The 14,350-nt window shown below is 59.5% G+C and carries 15 protein-coding genes; 8 read left to right on the top strand and 7 right to left on the bottom strand.

Going from position 1 to position 14,350, the window contains the following annotated elements; genetic code table 11:
* Positions 1-8: 8 nt before the first annotated feature.
* Positions 9-1,595, bottom strand: a complete 1,587-nt coding sequence (locus tag BLW70_RS04370; RefSeq protein ID WP_074871947.1) for an ABC transporter substrate-binding protein — start codon at positions 1,593-1,595, stop codon at positions 9-11.
* Positions 1,596-2,040: 445 nt separating this feature from the next.
* On the opposite strand from BLW70_RS04370, the gene rpmB reads away from it, so the two are divergent.
* Positions 2,041-2,274, top strand: coding sequence for a 50S ribosomal protein L28 (gene rpmB, locus BLW70_RS04365; protein WP_007894701.1), 234 nt, complete (start codon positions 2,041-2,043; stop codon positions 2,272-2,274).
* Positions 2,275-2,285: 11 nt separating this feature from the next.
* On the top strand, positions 2,286-2,441 hold the full coding sequence (gene rpmG / locus BLW70_RS04360) for a 50S ribosomal protein L33 (protein ID WP_008150173.1): 156 nt from the start codon (positions 2,286-2,288) through the stop codon (positions 2,439-2,441).
* Positions 2,442-2,525: 84 nt separating this feature from the next.
* Here rpmG and BLW70_RS04355 read toward each other — a convergent pair whose 3' ends face one another.
* Both BLW70_RS04355 and BLW70_RS04350 read right to left on the bottom strand, forming a co-directional pair.
* Entirely contained in the window at positions 2,526-2,810 is a 285-nt protein-coding gene (locus BLW70_RS04355; protein WP_074871946.1) for a hypothetical protein, read from the bottom strand.
* Positions 2,811-2,995: 185 nt separating this feature from the next.
* Positions 2,996-3,358 carry a cupin domain-containing protein gene (locus BLW70_RS04350; RefSeq protein WP_074871944.1) on the bottom strand — a complete coding sequence of 121 codons (363 nt, stop codon included), beginning with the start codon at positions 3,356-3,358 and terminating at the stop codon, positions 2,996-2,998.
* A 237-nt stretch (positions 3,359-3,595) separates the two neighbouring features.
* Here BLW70_RS04350 and BLW70_RS04345 point away from each other — a divergent pair, with 237 nt between their 5' ends.
* Both BLW70_RS04345 and BLW70_RS04340 read left to right on the top strand, forming a co-directional pair.
* The gene (locus BLW70_RS04345) at positions 3,596-5,089 is read left to right on the top strand and encodes an aldehyde dehydrogenase (protein ID WP_074871942.1); all 1,494 of its coding nucleotides are present in this window, start codon (positions 3,596-3,598) and stop codon (positions 5,087-5,089) included.
* A gap of 160 nt (positions 5,090-5,249) precedes the next feature.
* Positions 5,250-6,395, top strand: a complete 1,146-nt coding sequence (locus BLW70_RS04340) for an MFS transporter (protein ID WP_074871940.1) — start codon at positions 5,250-5,252, stop codon at positions 6,393-6,395.
* Between the two features lie 130 nt (positions 6,396-6,525).
* On the opposite strand, the gene BLW70_RS04335 is transcribed toward BLW70_RS04340, so the two are convergent.
* Both BLW70_RS04335 and BLW70_RS04330 read right to left on the bottom strand, forming a co-directional pair.
* The gene (locus BLW70_RS04335; RefSeq protein ID WP_074871938.1) at positions 6,526-8,094 is read right to left on the bottom strand and encodes a phospholipase D family protein; all 1,569 of its coding nucleotides are present in this window, start codon (positions 8,092-8,094) and stop codon (positions 6,526-6,528) included.
* 60 nt (positions 8,095-8,154) lie between these two features.
* Positions 8,155-9,588, bottom strand: a complete 1,434-nt coding sequence (locus tag BLW70_RS04330) for an aminotransferase-like domain-containing protein (RefSeq protein WP_074871937.1) — start codon at positions 9,586-9,588, stop codon at positions 8,155-8,157.
* A 179-nt stretch (positions 9,589-9,767) separates the two neighbouring features.
* Here BLW70_RS04330 and BLW70_RS04325 point away from each other — a divergent pair, with 179 nt between their 5' ends.
* On the top strand, positions 9,768-10,013 hold the full coding sequence (locus tag BLW70_RS04325) for a DUF1127 domain-containing protein (protein ID WP_074871935.1): 246 nt from the start codon (positions 9,768-9,770) through the stop codon (positions 10,011-10,013).
* A gap of 183 nt (positions 10,014-10,196) precedes the next feature.
* Here the strand turns inward: BLW70_RS04325 and BLW70_RS04320 are convergent, their stop codons facing one another.
* A complete protein-coding gene (locus tag BLW70_RS04320) occupies positions 10,197-11,510 on the bottom strand; it encodes an NAD(P)/FAD-dependent oxidoreductase (RefSeq protein WP_074871933.1) in 1,314 nt (437 codons plus the stop codon).
* Between the two features lie 147 nt (positions 11,511-11,657).
* On the opposite strand from BLW70_RS04320, the gene BLW70_RS04315 reads away from it, so the two are divergent.
* The gene (locus BLW70_RS04315) at positions 11,658-12,011 is read left to right on the top strand and encodes a YkgJ family cysteine cluster protein (protein ID WP_007947437.1); all 354 of its coding nucleotides are present in this window, start codon (positions 11,658-11,660) and stop codon (positions 12,009-12,011) included.
* Positions 12,012-12,063: 52 nt separating this feature from the next.
* On the opposite strand, the gene BLW70_RS04310 is transcribed toward BLW70_RS04315, so the two are convergent.
* Complete coding sequence (locus BLW70_RS04310) at positions 12,064-12,552, bottom strand: Lrp/AsnC ligand binding domain-containing protein (protein WP_003176896.1); 489 nt, start codon at positions 12,550-12,552, stop codon at positions 12,064-12,066.
* Between the two features lie 157 nt (positions 12,553-12,709).
* Between BLW70_RS04310 and dadA the strand changes: the two genes are divergently transcribed.
* Together dadA and BLW70_RS04300 are read left to right on the top strand one after the other, a co-directional pair.
* On the top strand, positions 12,710-14,014 hold the full coding sequence (gene dadA, locus BLW70_RS04305; protein ID WP_074880408.1) for a D-amino acid dehydrogenase: 1,305 nt from the start codon (positions 12,710-12,712) through the stop codon (positions 14,012-14,014).
* Positions 13,986-14,339 carry a RidA family protein gene (locus tag BLW70_RS04300; protein WP_008150191.1) on the top strand — a complete coding sequence of 118 codons (354 nt, stop codon included), beginning with the start codon at positions 13,986-13,988 and terminating at the stop codon, positions 14,337-14,339. Before dadA ends, BLW70_RS04300 begins: the two co-directional genes overlap by 29 nt.
* Positions 14,340-14,350 lie beyond the last annotated feature (11 nt).

The raw sequence follows: 14,350 nt of genomic DNA, 5'->3' as shown, positions 1-14,350 counted from the left end.
GGGGCGGATTATTTTAGGTTGACCTTGGAGTAATCCTGGCGGCCGAACGGGCTCACTTGATAACCCTCAACGTCCTTGCGCGTCAGTGCGAAGGCGGTCGGGTGGGCCAGCGGCAGCCACAGCGCCTGCTGCTGGATCTGTGCCTGGGCCTGTTCGTAGAGCTTGGTGCGCACACCTTGCTCGCCGGTGGTCTTGCCGGCGCTGATCAGCTTGTCCAGGTCCTGGTTGCAGTAGCGCGCGAAGTTGGTGCCGGACTTGACCGCGGCGCAGGAAAACTGCGGCGTGAGGAAGTTGTCCGGGTCGCCGTTGTCGCCCGCCCAGCCCATGAACAACAGATCGTGTTCACCGGCCTTGGCGCGGCGAATCAGCTCGCCCCATTCGATCACCCGAATTTCCGCCTGAATGCCGATTTCCGCGAGGTCCGATTGCAGCATTTGCGCGCTGAGGCTCGGATTCGGGTTGAGCAGGCTGCCAGAAGGGCGGGTCCAGATGGTGGTCTTGAAACCGTCCTTGAGCCCGGCCTTCGCCATCAGTGCTTTGGCTTTTTCGACGTCGTGCGAGTAACCCGGCAGGCCTTTGGCATAGCTCCAGGTGTTCGGCGGGTATGGACCGTTGGCAGGTTCGGCGGTGTCTTCGAACACGGCTTTGACGTAGTTGGTCTTGTCGAAGGCGAGGTTGATGGCCTGGCGCACTTCAGGCTTGTCCAGCGGCGGATGCTGGCTGTTGATGCCAACGAACGCGGTCATGAAGGCGTCAGTCTTTTCCACTTTCAGGGTCGGTTCTTTCAGCGCTGCCTGTACGTCCAGAGGCTTGGGCGACAGGGCGATCTGGCATTCGTTGCGGCGCAATTTCTGCAGCCGCACGTTGGCGTCGGGGGTAATGGCGAAAATCAGCGGGTCCACCGAAGGCTTGCCACGGAAGTAATCCGGGTTGGCCTTGTAGCGAATCGAGGCGTCTTTCTGGAAACGCGTAAAGATGAACGGACCGCTGCCGATCGGCTGGCTGTTGAGCTTCTCCGGGGTGCCGGCCTTCATCAGTTTGTCGGCATATTCGGCGGAGTAGATCGAGGCGAAGCCCATGCTCAGGGTCGCGAGGAAAGTCGAATCCGGGTGGTCGAGGGTGAACCGTATGGTCAGCGGGTCCAGTGCGTCGATCTTCTTGATCAATGCCGGCAACTGCATCGACTGGGCGTGCGGGAAGCCGCTCTGGGCGACCTTGTGCCATGGGTTGGCCGGGTCGAGCATGCGGTCGAAGCTGAATTTCACGTCTTCGGCGGTCAGGTCTCGCGAGGGATTGAAGTACTCGGTGCGTTGGAATTTCACCTGTGGGTGAAGCTTGAACACATACGTCAGGCCATCGGGTGTGACTTCCCAGCTGTCCGCGAGGCTGGCGACCACCTTGCCACTGGCGGTATCGAAGTCCACCAGACGGTTCATCAGCACGTCGGCCGAAGCGTTGGTGGTGGTCAGCGAGTTGTATTGCACCACGTCGAACCCTTCCGGGCTTGCCTCAGTGCAAACGCTCAGAGCGGCGGCATGAGCCAGCGGGCTCAGCAGAAGAGGGGCGAGCAACAGCGGTAGGGCAGCGAGGCGCATGGTCGGATTCCTTTACAGATCGAAGGCCCATCTGCAAGTGCAGTCTGGAAAAGGCTTACCCTAGTGGGCTCTTTTGCAAATGACTATCTCCTTTTTCAATTTAAGTGGACTATGTGCGCTTGTTTTCGGTGATGCGGGCCGAGGAAAACCCGGAATCGGTCGGTTGGCCGATTCTCTGCGACGAGCGGTCTTAATCGACGACAGCCTTTATCCAAGGCGCTCTGCGCGTGAAAAATGGGGAATTTACCAAGTCCGCGCACACGGAATGTTGTTGCTCTCCAGTCTTTCTGGTATAAAGCAGCGCTCTTTTCTAGGGGCCCGGTTCCTTCACTGTAGGTGTAGCCGGTAAGACCTCTAAAGAAACGCGGCGCCTGGCGCCAAATGACTGAGAGATTAAGCGGCCAACCCATGCCGGGTTGGGCATGTGGTTTTAGAGGGCTGAGGCATGTCGAGAGTATGTCAAGTTACCGGTAAGGGTCCGGTGACTGGGAATAACATTTCCCACGCAAACAACAAAACCCGTCGTCGTTTCCTGCCGAACCTGCAGCATCACCGCTTCTGGGTTGAAGAAGAGAAACGTTTCGTGCGTCTGCGCGTATCTGCCAAAGGCATGCGTATCATCGACAAGCGTGGCATTACTGTCGTGCTGGCCGAAATTCGCAAAGCTGGCAAGATCTAAGGGAGCTAATCATGCGTGAATTGATTCGAATGATTTCTAGCGCCGGTACTGGTCACTTCTACACTACCGACAAGAACAAGCGTACTACTCCGGACAAGCTCGAAAAGCGCATGTTCGATCCGCGCGTTCGCAAGCACGTGATGTACAAAGAAGGCAAAATCAAGTAATTGATTTTTCCCTCTTACGAAAAAGGCCCGTATCGCGAGATACGGGCCTTTTTTGTTGCCCCCAATAGTGGGGCCTGCGAATGATCAACCGCAGTAAATGGCAATAATATCCAGGTTTATATCGGTCCTGATTTGCAGGCGATTGTTGTCAGGGTCCAGGTCGCGAGAGTTGACTTTAATGCTGGTCGCCCGTGACTCCCTGAAGGCCTCATCGCGAACGGACCGAGACAGGTATTCGCCGATGAGGTACGTGACCCTCCGTGCATCGCATCGCTGCGCTGACTGTTCCGGTTCGTTCGCATGCGCCGACGTCAGCGTGACGGCCAGGAAAAGACCTGCCAGCAGGCCAGTGGTGAGAAAATTTTTCATGTTGATTCACTTCCTTGTGAGTGATGACGGTGAGGCTCCTTTATTCGGGAGCGAGAACAGCATCCGGCAAGATCAGTGATTGAGTGCGGTAATTACCTATTTCACTTGGCATCTGGCCGTGCAGCCAAGCAAAAAAAAGGCCCATATCTTGCGATATGGGCCTTTTTGATGCCTTAACAAATTGCTCAGGTCTTTTGTTCAAACGCCACATAGATCTTGCGGCACGTCTCCAGCACTTCCCAGGTGCCTCGGAACCCGGCCGGGATGACGAAGCGGTCGCCCGCCCGAACGGTCTTGCTGTTGCCGTCATTGTCGCGTAGCACGGACACGCCCTGGACTATTTCGCAGTATTCATGCTCGGTAAAGTTCACCAGCCACTGACCAATCGCACCTTCCCACACGCCGGCGTTCAACTGACCGCAAGGGCTGTTGTAGTGGTTGTACACTGCTTGCTCGGGGTTGCCCTTGAGGATTTTCGCCTGGTCTGGCCGATAGCGTTCGGGCTGGGTGGTGGCCTGGCTGAAATCGACGATGTCCTGGATGCTCATTGTTGTAATCCCCCGTAATTGCGGCGCAAGTGACTGGAAAGCCCAAAGTCTATGTTTATTAAAATGAACATCGCAAGGCCGTTTGCCAGCCTTTTGTCAAATATATTGAAACTTCACCTGCCGCTGGTTTAGGGTGGCAGTTGCCTCGGGCCGAAAAAACAGGCTGGCTGGGCAGAATTCCTGAGACCGTCCGCGAAGACCGCGGGCGCTCGTATTCAATAAGAGGAGGACACTCGTATGACCACCCTGACTCGTGCCGATTGGGAACAACGGGCTCGCGATTTGAAGATCGAAGGCCGCGCCTACCTCAATGGCGAATATACCGATGCCGTCTCCAGCGAGACCTTCGAGTGCATCAGCCCGGTCGATGGCCGTCTGCTGGGCAAGATCGCCAGCTGTGACGCCGCCGATGCCCAACGTGCTGTTGAAAACGCCCGCGCCACTTTCAATTCCGGCGTCTGGTCGCGCCTGGCGCCGACCAAACGTAAAGCCACCATGATCCGTTTCGCCGGCCTGCTGAAACAGCACGCCGAAGAGTTGGCCCTGCTTGAAACCCTGGACATGGGCAAGCCGATCAGCGATTCCCTGTACATCGACGTTCCTGGCGCGGCGCAAGCCCTGAGCTGGAGCGGTGAAGCCATCGACAAGATCTACGACGAAGTGGCCGCGACGCCCCATGACCAGTTGGGTCTGGTAACCCGCGAGCCGGTCGGCGTCGTCGCCGCGATCGTGCCGTGGAACTTCCCGTTGATGATGGCCTGCTGGAAACTCGGGCCGGCGCTGTCCACCGGTAACTCGGTGATCCTCAAGCCGTCCGAAAAATCCCCGCTGACCGCCATCCGCATCGCTGCGCTGGCCGTTGAAGCCGGTATTCCGAAAGGCGTGCTGAACGTATTGCCAGGCTACGGCCACACCGTCGGCAAGGCCCTGGCCCTGCATAACGACGTGGACACCCTGGTGTTCACCGGCTCGACCAAAATCGCCAAGCAACTGCTGATCTACTCCGGCGAATCGAACATGAAACGCGTCTGGCTCGAAGCCGGCGGCAAGAGCCCGAACATCGTGTTCGCCGATGCGCCGGACCTGCAAGCTGCCGCTGAATCGGCGGCTGGCGCCATCGCCTTCAACCAGGGCGAAGTCTGCACGGCCGGCTCGCGCCTGCTGGTGGAGCGTTCGATCAAGGACAAGTTCCTGCCGCTGGTGATCGAGGCGCTGAAAACCTGGAAACCGGGCAACCCACTGGACCCGGCGACCAACGTCGGCGCGTTGGTGGATACCCAGCAGATGAACACGGTGCTGTCCTACATCGAGTCCGGCCACACCGACGGCGCCAAACTGGTGGCGGGCGGCAAACGCATTCTTCAGGAAACTGGTGGCACTTACGTCGAGCCAACGATTTTTGACGGTGTCAGCAACGCGATGAAAATCGCTCAGGAAGAAATCTTCGGCCCAGTGCTGTCGGTGATCACGTTCGATACCGCCGAAGAAGCCATTGCGATTGCCAACGACACCCCTTACGGCTTGGCCGCGGCGGTGTGGACCAAGGATATTTCCAAGGCCCACCTGACCGCCAAGGCACTTCGCGCGGGTAGCGTGTGGGTCAACCAGTATGACGGCGGCGACATGACGGCACCGTTCGGTGGCTTCAAACAGTCCGGCAACGGTCGCGACAAGTCGCTGCATGCGTTCGACAAGTACACCGAGCTGAAGGCGACCTGGATCAAGTTGTAAGTACCACACAACGACGATCCCCTGTGGGAGCGGGCTTGCTCGCGAAGGCGCCGTGACAGCCAACGATGATGTTGGATGTGATGGCCTCTTCGCGAGCAAGCCCGCTCCCACATTTGTTTTGTGCGGTGTCTGAAAAATAATATCCACAGGAGCGTGGGAAATGCGTTGGGCGACTTATTTCGCCGTGTTGGCGTCTGTCTTGAGTGTCGGCCTGGCCTTGGGCGTCAGCATGCCGCTGGTGTCGTTTCGTCTGGAAGGCTGGGGTTACGGCTCGTTCGCCATCGGTGTGATGGCAGCGATGCCCGCCATAGGCGTGCTGTTGGGTGCGAAGGTCTCCAGCCATCTGGCCGCGCGTCTGGGCACGGCCAATCTGATGCGTTTGTGCCTGTGGGCCGGGGCGTTGTCCATCGGTTTGCTGGCGCTGTTGCCGAGCTATCCGATCTGGCTGGCGTTGCGCTTGATGATCGGGGTGATCCTGACCCTCGTGTTCATCCTCGGCGAAAGCTGGATCAACCAGCTTGTGGTGGAAGAGTGGCGCGGACGATTGGTGGCGTTGTATGGCAGCAGCTACGCGCTGAGTCAGCTGGCCGGGCCGTTGCTGCTTGGCGTACTGGGCACTGAGCACGATTACGGATTCTGGGTCGGCGTCGGTTTGCTGATGGCGGCACCGCTCCTGTTGCTGGGCCGCAGCGGCGCGCCGACCAGTGAAGCCTGCAGCGTGACCTTCAGCGACTTGCTGGGTTTCTGCCGTGGCCTGCCGGCGATTGCCTGGGCGGTGTCGCTGTTCGCTGCGTTCGAAGCGATGATCCTGACGTTGTTGCCGGTTTATTGCCTGCGTCAGGGCTTTACGACCGAAATTGCGTTGGCGATGGTCAGCACGGTGGTAGTGGGTGATGCCTTGCTGCAGTTGCCGATTGGCGCGCTGGCCGATCGCTTGTCACGACGTACGCTGTTCACCGGGTGTGCGGTGGTCCTGCTGATATCGAGCCTGGCCATCCCGTTGTTGATCGACACATTGCTGATCTGGCCGTTGTGGGTGTTGTTCGGTGCCAGTGCCGGCGGCTTGTTCACCTTGTCACTGATCCTGATCGGCGAGCGCTACCGCGATGATGCACTGGTGCGCGCCAATGCGCATATCGCGCAACTGTGGGGGATCGGTTGTCTGGTCGGACCATTGGCGGCCGGCGCCGGCAGCCAGTGGATCAGCGGACATGCGTTGCCGCTGCTGATGGCGGCGGGTGCGCTGGGGTTGGTGATTCTGCTGTCGCGGCAAGGCGCGTTCGGCACGGTTGTCGAGCCTGCCTGACGCCAACCAGGTAGCCACATCCCTGTGGGAGTGAGCCTGCTCGCGATAGCGTCATGCCAGCCAGTACAAAGGGTGACTGACACACCGCCTTCGCGAGCAGGCTCACTCCCACAGGGCTCTTTATCGCCTGCTAAAGCATCCGCTCCAGGCCGACCGCCGTGCTGAACCAGGAATTGAACCGGCGCCACAAGCTGCCCGGTTCCTTGGTCAACACATGCATCTTGCCGTCGTCTTCCGTCTCCCAGACGATCCGGTCATTTTCCAGTTTCACCTGATAACTCAAGGGCGGCGCCATACCTTCCATGGCCGCTTTGCGCACATGCGCGGCGAGTTCGGGGCTGTCCACCAGCACCCCGACTTCGGTGTTCCACAGCACCGAGCGCGGATCGAAATTGAACGAGCCGATGAAGGATTTCTGCTGGTCGAAGATCATCGCTTTGCTGTGCAAACTGGAATCAGAACCCCGGTAGGACTTGCTGTAGAAAATATGCGGCCCGCTGCCACCACCTTCACCGGGCTGGCGGCGCAATTCGTACAGCTTCACACCATGTTCCAGCAGCGCTCGCCGATAAGGTGCGTAACCGCCATGCACGGCCGGCACGTCCGTGGCTTCCAGGGCGTTGGTCAACAAACTCACTGATACCCCGGCGTCAGCCCGGCCGGTGAGGTACACCAGTCCCGGCTGCCCCGGCACGAAGTAAGCCGAAATCATGATTAATTCTTTACTGACGCCCGTGAGCTCGGGCTCCAGTTGCGTGGTCAGCAGCAAGTGCGGGTCAGGCTCGCCGTCTGACAGGACCTTGCTCGGGGCGTCCCACAAGGCCTGGTTCCAGGCCCAGATCAGCTCCCGGCGCCAGATGTCCAGGCGTGGCTTGGTGGTGTAGATCATCAACTGCTGATACAGCGCGTGATTCTGCTTGCGGGTCTCTTCCAGCGATTCTTCCAGTCGGGTCCGGGTGTTTTCCAGGTCCATGGCCGTCGGTTTGCTCGAGAGGAACTCGTCGATCGGCTTGCTCAGCGCACTGTTCCAGTATTGGTCGAAACTGTGCCCCAACTGTTCGGCGACCGGGCCGACGCCGAGCATGTCGATGTCGGTGAAGTTCAGGTTGGGTTCGGCATCGAAGTACTCATCCCCCAGATTGCGTCCACCGACGATGGCCATGCTGTTGTCGGCCAGCCATAGCTTGTTGTGCATGCGCCGGTGTTGCTGCGACAGGTTGAGCAAACGTCCCGCGGTTCGAGTCACGCCGGTACTGCGGCCAAGGTGCAATGGGTTGAATACGCGGATCTGGATCTGCGGATGTGCCGCCAGTGTGGCGATGATGCGGTCCAGGCCATCGCTGGTGGTGTCGTCGAGCAGAATGCGCACGCGTACGCCACGGTCGGCAGCCTTGAGCAGTTCGTCCACCAGCATCCGTGTGCTGATGCCGTCGTGAACGATGTAGTACTGCAAATCCACGCTGCTTTGGGCGTTGCGGATCAGCTCGGCGCGGGCCGTGAAGGCTTCGGTGCTGTCGGACAGCAGGCGAAAGCCGGATTGCCCTCCGTGGGGGGCCGCCTGAGCCTGGACCGAGCGACCGAACGCCGAGTCACTGGCGGGCAGCGCCTGGCTCGGTTCGCGCGGAACGTTGAATGTCGCACAGCCGTTGAGGAACGAGGCGAGAAACAGTAGAGCGAGCAGGGGCTGTCTGACTCTCACGTAGGATCGTTCCGATTGGCGGCAGGTGTCGGCATATGGACGCTGGATTCCCGAGAAAGGTCAGTCGGTGGCGCAGTCACTTTGCGCGAGCAGTTTGATTGCCGCGGCACCGACCTTGCGCACCGCTTCTTCAATTTGCGGCGTTGGCTTGGCAGCGTAGTTCATCCGCAGGCAATTGCGGTATTTGCCCGAGGCGGAAAAGATACTGCCGACGGCAATCTGTACGCCTTGGTCGTGCAGCGCACGATTCAGTTTCAGGGTGTCGAAACCCTCCGGCAGCTCGACCCAAAGCATAAAGCTGCCCTGAGGGCGACTGGCGCGGGTGCCGGCCGGAAAATAGCGGCTGACCCAGTCGATCATCACGTCGCGATTGCGTTGGTATTGGCTGCGCATCCGCCGCAAATGCGGTTCGAAATGTCCGGCCTTGAGAAATTCGGCAATCGCGATCTGCGGTTGCGGCGCGGTAGAGCCGGTGCTGATGTATTTCATGTGCAGCACCCGTTCCAGATACCGTCCTGGCGCCACCCAACCGATACGCAACCCCGGCGCCAGGGTCTTGGAAAAGGAACTGCATAGGAGGACGCGGCCGTCTTCGTCGAAGGATTTGATCGTGCGCGGGCGCGGGTAGGTGTAGGCCAGTTCGCCATACACATCGTCCTCGATGATCGCCACGTCGAAGCGCTGTGCGAGTGTCAACAACGCGCGTTTGCGCGACTCCGGCATGATGTAGCCCAGCGGGTTGTTGCAGTTGGGGGTCAACTGTATGGCCTTGATCGGCCATTGTTCCAAGGCCAGTTCCAACGCATCGAGGCTGATCCCGGTGAGCGGATCGGTGGGGATTTCCAGGGCTTTCATGCCCAGGCCCTTGAGGGTCTGCATGGCGCCGTGAAAGCTGGGCGAGTCCACGGCCACAATGTCGCCCGGCTCGCAGATGGAGCGGATGCTGGTGGACAGCGCTTCGTGACAACCGGTGGTGATCACCAGGTCGTGAGCCGTCAACTGGCAACCGGAATCGAGCAGCAGGCGGGCGATCTGTTCGCGCAGTTCGAGGGTGCCGTAGATGTTGTCGTAATACAGGCCGGGCATGTCCTGTCGCCGGCTGATTCGCGCCAGGTTGCGCAGCAGCGGTTTCATGGTCGGCGTGGTGATGTCCGGCATGCCGCGACCCAGTTGCACCACGTCCTTGCGTGGCACCGCGCGGATCAGTTCCAGCACCTGATCCCACTGGGAAATTTCCACCGGCCGCTGCGCCGGGCGGCCAATGGCCGGAAGCTCCGGCAGTTCACGACCCACCGGTACAAAGTAGCCCGACTTGGGTTTGGGGGTGGCCAGGCCGCTGTCTTCCAGCACGCGATACGCCTGCTGCACCGTGCTCAGGCTGACGCCATGTTCAACACTCAACGCCCGCACCGACGGCAGCCGGTCACCGGGGCGATAGAAGCCCTGTTCGATACGCGTGCCGAGCAGTTCGGCGAGGTTGACGTAAAGGGTCATGGTGCAGTCTCGGTGTGGGTGATTCGGTTGACCAGTACAGATGGGGCGAAAATAGGGGATTCAGACGCTGAAATGCAAAATCTGTATGGAGTTAATACAGTCTCGTTGAATCTGTAATGCTTTTGGCCGTCGACGCATCATGAAAGCTCTGGCTACCCAAGTAAACAGGAGCAATCAAAATGAACGGCTTGAGCGATGTGCGGCTGACGTTACACAGTCAGGAACTGGCGGCAGGGCAAAACCACGGCGCACGCGAGGCGGTCATGCGCAACGCACCGTCCGGCCTGAGTCGCTGGGGCCTGTTCTGGCATCGCCGGCACACGCGCAAGGCATTGCTGGAACTCACGACCGAGCAGCTCAAGGACATCGGGTTGAGTCCGGAGCAGGCGCGGGAGGAGGGGCTTAAACCGTTCTGGCGGATTTGAGATGAAATGCGATTCCTTGTAGCAGCTGCCGAAGGCTGCGTCCGACTGCGAAGCAGTCGTAAATCAGACACCGCGGTTTGCCTGAAAGAGCGCGGTTGCAGGATTTGCGACGGCTTCGCCGCCGAACGCTGCCTCGCGGTGCTCGTCAGCTGCTACAAGGGTGGATATGTCGCTTAATCAGGTTCAGACCAACTCTTTAAGCCGATGCCACAACATCCCCAACGCCAACAACGGCGAGCGCAAATGCTTACCGCCAGGAAAGGTGATATGCGGCACCTTGGCGAACAGATCGAACCCTCCGCTGTGCTGACCACTGATAGCCTCAGCCAACAATTTCCCAGCCAGGTGCGTGGCATTCACGCCATGACCGGAATAAGCCTGGGCGTAATACACGTTCGGCTGATCCTTTAACCGCCCGATCTGCGGCAGGCGATTAGCGCCGATGCCAATCATCCCGCCCCATTGATAGTCGATCTTGACCCCGGCCAGTTGCGGGAAAACTTCCAGCATCTTCGGCCGCATGTACGCGGCGATGTCCTTCGGGTCGCGACCTGAATAGTGACAGGCGCCGCCAAACAGCAAGCGTCGGTCCGCCGAGAGCCGGTAGTAATCCAGCGCGACCCGCTGATCACAGACCGCCATGTTCTGCGGCAGTAGCGCGTGAGCCAGTTCTTCGCTCAAGGGTTCGGTGGCGATGATATAGCTGCCGGCGGGCAGCACCTTGCCGCTGAGTTCGGGATTGAGTTCATTGAGGTAGGCGTTGCAGCCCAGCACCAGCGTTTTGGCGCGGACCGAACCTTGGGCGGTGTAGACCTTGACCTCGGGGCCATAATCGATGCGGGTGACTGCCGATCGTTCGAACAGCTTCACCCCCAACTGTTGGGCGGCGGCCGCTTCACCCAGCGCCAGGTTCAGCGGATGCATGTGCCCCGAGCCCATGTCGATCAAACCGCCGACGTAACGGTCGGAACCCACTACCGAATGCATTTCACTGGCTTGCAGCAGACGGGTTTCGTAACGATAACCGAGGCTGCGCAGCTCTTCGGCGTCTTCGGCAAAACCTTCGAGGTCTCGGGGTTTGTTGGCCAGGTCGCAATAACCCCACGTCAGGTCGCAAGGAATCTGAAAACGCTCGACGCGCTGTCGGACGATTTCCACCGCTTCCAGGCCCATGAGTTTCATCTGACGCACGCCGTCCGCACCGACCACGTTGGCGAACTGATCGAGGCCATGGCCGACGCCACGAATCAACTGTCCACCGTTGCGTCCGCTGGCGCCCCAACCGATTTTGTGGGCTTCGAGCAGAATTACACTCAAGCCGCGATCGGCCAGTTCGAGTGCCGTGTTCAACCCGGAGAACCCGCCACCGACCACGCACACGTCAGCCACCAGATCGCCTGTGAGCACCGGATGATCGGGCTGCGGCAGGCTGCTGGCGGCGTAGTAAGAAGCAGGGTGCTGGTGGTTCGGGGCCGGTTGCTGGGCACGGGCATTCATGTGCGTGTTCCTGATTCTTGCGTTTAGAAAATTTGACGGAGCATAAGCCGGACCTTCGGACACGGGCAACACTGGTCGGTTGGTGCTGTCTGGATCGGGGCATTTGCGTCAGAATCGCGCTCTATTTCGCTTTTGGTCACCGCTTCGATGAGCTGCAACAGTCAGAAAATTCGTACGCTACGGCAGCAAATTCCCTCGTTCGAGTGCGTGCCCGGCTGCCATGACTGTTGTGGGCCGGTGACCACCTCACCGGAAGAAATGTCCCGCCTGCCACGCAAGACCCGGGCCGAGCAGGATGCGGCAATGGATGAACTCAATTGTGTACACCTCGGACCCAACGGCTGCACCGTGTATGACGAGCGGCCACTGATTTGCCGGTTGTTCGGCACCACCAAGACCTTGCCATGCCCGAATGGGCGGGGGCCGGTGGAGCTGATTCATCCGCGGGTCGAGAAGCAGATTCATGAGTACATGGCCAGCACCCGGCAAGTTCTCGTTTGATTGATCGTTCCCACGCGGAGTGTGGGAACGATCTGTGACGATCTGTGTGGGCTCAATCCGGTATCGGCAGGTTCAAGCTCTCTTTCACTTCTTCCATCACGATGTAGCTCTTGGATTCGCGCACATGCGGCAGCTTGAGCAGGATGTCGCCCAGCAACTTGCGGTACGAGGCCATCTCGGAAATCCGCGCTTTCACCAGATAGTCGAAATCCCCTGACACCAAATGGCACTCCAGCACGTGGGGAAGCTTCAGGACCGCGCGTCGGAACTCTTCGAAAGTATCGCCGGACTTGTAGTCGAGGCTGATCTCGACGAATACCAGAAGACTGCCCTTGAGGTGCTGCGGATTGAGCCGGGCGTTGTAGCCCATGATGATCCCTTCGCGCTCCAGCCGCCGGACCCGCTCCGTACAAGGCGTGGTCGAGAGCCCGACCTTTTCACCCAGTTCGGTGAAAGAGATGCGCCCGTCCGTTTGTAGGATCCGCAGGATGTTGCGGTCGATCTTGTCCAGCTCACGTTTGGTCTGAGTGTTGGTACGCATAGGGGATGCGCCTCCGTGAAAAGCGTTTTTGCCGAGAATTCTCGCCAAATATAGGCACTTATATAGTGAAAAGCACTGCCTGATCTTTTTTACACTGCGCACATCAATGCTCGACAACTACAAACGTCAGCGGCAAGCCGCGATGAGGGATATGAAAATGCGCGTTATGGTCTTGGGTAGCGGCGTCATCGGTACCACCAGTGCTTACTACCTGGCGCGTGCCGGGTTTGAAGTGGTGGTGGTGGACCGTCAGCCGGCCGCTGCCATGGAGACCAGCTTCGCCAACGCCGGGCAGGTTTCGCCGGGTTATGCCTCGCCGTGGGCTGCGCCGGGCGTTCCGCTCAAGGCCATCAAGTGGCTGTTGCAGCGCCACGCACCGCTGGCGATCAAGGCCACCGCCGACATCGACCAATACTTGTGGATGGCGCAAATGCTGCGCAACTGCACCGCCAGCCGTTATGCGGTGAACAAGGAGCGCATGGTCCGCCTGTCCGAGTACAGCCGTGACTGCCTCGATGAATTGCGCGCCGAAACCGGCATTGCCTACGAAGGCCGCAGCCTCGGCACTACCCAACTGTTCCGCACCCAGGCCCAACTCGACGGCGCCTGGAAAGACATCGCCGTGCTGAAAGAATCTGGCGTGCCATTCGAACTGCTCGACCGCGCCGGCATTGCCCGCGTTGAGCCGGCGCTGGCCAGCGTCACCGACATCCTCGCCGGTGCCCTGCGCCTGCCGAATGACCAGACGGGCGACTGCCAGATGTTCACCACCCGCCTGGTCGAAATGGCGACCAAACTGGGTGTGGAATTCCGCTTCGACCAGGACATTCAGCGCCTCGATTACGCCGGTGACCGCATCAACGGCGTATGGATCGACGGCAAGCTGGAAACTGCTGATCGCTACGTGCTGGCCCTGGGCAGCTACTCGCCGCAACTGCTCAAGCCGCTGGGGATCAAGGCGCCGGTGTATCCGCTCAAGGGTTATTCCTTGACTGTGCCGATCACCAACCCGGCGATGGCCCCGACTTCGACTATTCTCGACGAGACCTACAAGGTCGCGATCACCCGTTTCGACAACCGCATCCGCGTCGGTGGCATGGCTGAAATTGCCGGTTTTGACCTGTCGCTGAATCCGCGTCGGCGCGAAACCCTGGAGATGATCGTCAACGACCTCTATCCTCAGGGCGGCGACCTGGCCCAGGCGAGTTTCTGGACCGGCCTGCGTCCGACCACCCCGGACGGTACGCCGATCGTGGGTGCTACGCCGTTCAGCAATCTGTTTTTGAACACGGGTCACGGCACGCTTGGTTGGACCATGGCGTGCGGTTCCGGTCGCTTGCTGGCCGATTTGATGGCGAAGAAAACGCCGCAGATCAGCGCCGAAGGCCTCGATATTTCCCGTTATGGAAAAAAACTTCAGGAGTCTGCAAAACATGTCAATCCAGCGCCAGCTCACCAATGAGCGCATGAGCCAGATCGTAGTCCACAGCGGTACCGTGTATCTGGCAGGGCAGGTCGGCGACGATATGAACGCCGGGATTGAACAGCAGACCCGTGAAACGCTTGCCAACATCGAGCGTTTGCTGGATCTGGCCGGGACCGACAAGAGCCGTTTGCTGTCGGTAACGATTTACTTGAAAGACATTGATGCACACTTCGAAGGCATGAACGCGGTCTGGGACAAGTGGCTGCCAAAAGGCGTCGCACCGGCCCGTGCCACCGTTGAATCGAAGTTGTGCGAGCCGGAAATCTTGGTTGAGCTGTCGGTTGTCGCCGCTCTGCCATAACCCGTCTGAAA

It is taken from the genome of Pseudomonas frederiksbergensis (genome assembly GCF_900105495.1).
Classification (GTDB): domain Bacteria; phylum Pseudomonadota; class Gammaproteobacteria; order Pseudomonadales; family Pseudomonadaceae; genus Aquipseudomonas; species Aquipseudomonas frederiksbergensis.
Note: the sequence above shows the minus strand (reverse complement) of the source record. Positions and strands in the feature narration are given on the sequence as shown.